Origin of the sequence: Pseudomonas sp. NBRC 111133 (assembly GCF_001320605.1) — a bacterium.
Taxonomy (GTDB): domain Bacteria; phylum Pseudomonadota; class Gammaproteobacteria; order Pseudomonadales; family Pseudomonadaceae; genus Aquipseudomonas; species Aquipseudomonas monteilii.
In genome coordinates this window covers 1-1,924 of sequence record NZ_BCBJ01000171.1, presented here as the reverse complement: position 1 = coordinate 1,924, position 1,924 = coordinate 1, and the positions used below count along the sequence as shown (strand labels likewise).

Annotated in this window: 3 protein-coding genes; all 3 read right to left on the bottom strand. The window is 56.2% G+C overall.

Features of this window, described 5'->3' with window-relative positions; all coding sequences use genetic code 11:
- The coding region (locus tag APH36_RS30265; protein ID WP_060501909.1) for an IS66 family transposase at window positions 1-1,094 on the bottom strand (1,094 nt) is incomplete at its 3' end.
- A 61-nt stretch (window positions 1,095-1,155) separates the two neighbouring features.
- Window positions 1,156-1,491 (bottom strand): IS66 family insertion sequence element accessory protein TnpB, encoded by a 336-nt coding sequence (tnpB, locus tag APH36_RS32985; RefSeq protein WP_009682493.1) that lies wholly within the window; start codon window positions 1,489-1,491, stop codon window positions 1,156-1,158.
- Window positions 1,488-1,820 carry a transposase gene (locus APH36_RS31480; RefSeq protein WP_009682494.1) on the bottom strand — a complete coding sequence of 111 codons (333 nt, stop codon included), beginning with the start codon at window positions 1,818-1,820 and terminating at the stop codon, window positions 1,488-1,490. Before APH36_RS31480 ends, tnpB begins: the two co-directional genes overlap by 4 nt.
- Window positions 1,821-1,924: the final 104 nt, after the last annotated feature.

Below are 1,924 nucleotides of genomic sequence, written 5' to 3'. Positions count from 1 at the left end.
AACAACTGGATATAGCGCAGGGCTTGCTCAGCAAGCGTGCTTTTATTCGTAGCGTGCAGCTCGAAGAATTTGCGCCGTGCATGGGCCATGCAGCCGATTTCGGTCACGCCGAGTTCGAAGCTGGCTTTGTAACCGCCAAAATCGTCACAGACCAGCTTGCCCCTCCAGCCTTGCAGGAAGTTGCGAGCATGCTCTCCGGCACGGCTGGGGCTGAAGTCATAAACCACCGCTGCCACATCCGAGAACTGGCTGGTGGCGTAGGCCCAAACATAGGAACGGTGGGTTTTCTTTGTTCCCGGCATGAGCATTTGCACGGGTGTTTCATCGGCATGAATAATCTGCTGCCCGAGTACCACTTCGCGCAGCGCATCGACCAGCGGCTGCAACTGAACCCCAGTCACGCCAACCCATTCGGCCAAGGTTGAGCGTGGAATCGCCAGGCCCGCTCGACCGAAGATCGATTCCTGACGGTAAAGCGGTAAATGGTCAGCAAACTTGGCAATCATGACGTGGGCCAGCAGCCCAGCGGTTGGGATGCCCTTGTCGATGATCTGAGCCGGAACCGGTGCCTGGATAAGCGTTTCGCAGTCATCGCAGACCCATTTGCCACGTACATGACGCTCGACGGTGAACACGCCCGGTGTGTAATCCAACTTCTCACTGACATCTTCACCGATGCGTTTCAGCGCGCAGCCGCATGGGCAGTGAGTGTTGTCAGGTTCGTGATGGATCAGTGTGCGTGGAAACTCAGCCGGCAATGCAGTGCGCTTGGGCTTCTGCTTTTTCTCGGTCGCCGCTGGCACTGTTTGCAAGGCCTGAAGCTCTGCTTCAATCGCTGCGATATCTGTATCGATCAGGTCATCGAGCAAACTGGCCTGCTCAGGATTCATCTGCTCGCTGCGCTTGGCAAATTTCAAGCGCTTGAGCTGCGCAATTTCGAAGGTCAGCTTCTCGATCACCGTCTGATCGCGGTTGATCTTCTTGCCCATGGTTTCGACCGTCTTACCCATTGTTTCGACTTGCGAGAGCAATTGCGCAGCTAAGGCACGCAGTTGGTCGGGAGTCATTTGGTCGAGATTGGGAGAAGAAGTCATGCGCCGAATTTTGCCAGAGCAGGCGCTTCGCGGCGATAGACCGATAGGCTAATGGCAGCCGTTAAAGCAGTGTGATCGAGCCGCCGGAACCTGCTCGTTGCCATGGCAGGCCCAATACCAAGGCTTGGAGTTGCTCGGTGTCCAACTGCATTTCAGAGCCATGACGAATGCTTGGCCAGTGGAACTTGCCCTGGCTCAACCGGCGCGCCGCCAGCCATATGCCGAAGCCGTCATGCACCAGCACTTTCATGCGATTGGCGCGGCGGTTGGCGAAAAGATAAGCACAGTGCGGCTGCGCCGCACCGAACACCGCAATCACCTTGGCTAATGCCGTTTCGGTACCAGCGCGCATGTCCATCGGCTCGGTGGCGAGCCAGATGGAGTCGATGCGAATCATCGCAGAAGGTCTCGAAGAAAGGTCGCGCAGGCAGCAGCATTTTCAGTGGGCCAGTTCACTGTGACGGTGCCACGCGGGTGCTGTATTTCAACGCAAATATTCGATGATGATGTGTGGGATTTCGCCCCTGCCAGCGGCACGGGTAACGGAATAAATGCAGGTTGCAGCGCCGTGCTTTTCTGCGCTTGCAGGCGAATCCATTTGTGGACGAGGTTTGCGTTGAGGTTATGGCTGAGTGCGATGCTGGCAATCGAAGCACCGGGCTGGGCACACTCTTGAATGACCTGAGCTTTGAAGGATTTGGAATAGGAACGGCGTGTTGGCTGCATGAAATACCCGCTTAAAAGGCTAGAACTGGTGCCCACTTAAATGTAAGTGCACACCATGTCTTGGCTTTGCAGGGCTGGGTAGATGACTTGGCCGTACGCATACC

Excerpts from the sequence above, each read along its gene's own strand:
- tnpB (WP_009682493.1), bottom strand. The coding sequence starts at position 1,491 with ATGATTCGCATCGACTCCATCTGGCTCGCCACCGAGCCGATGGACATG.
- APH36_RS31480 (WP_009682494.1), bottom strand. The coding sequence starts at position 1,820 with ATGCAGCCAACACGCCGTTCCTATTCCAAATCCTTCAAAGCTCAGGTC.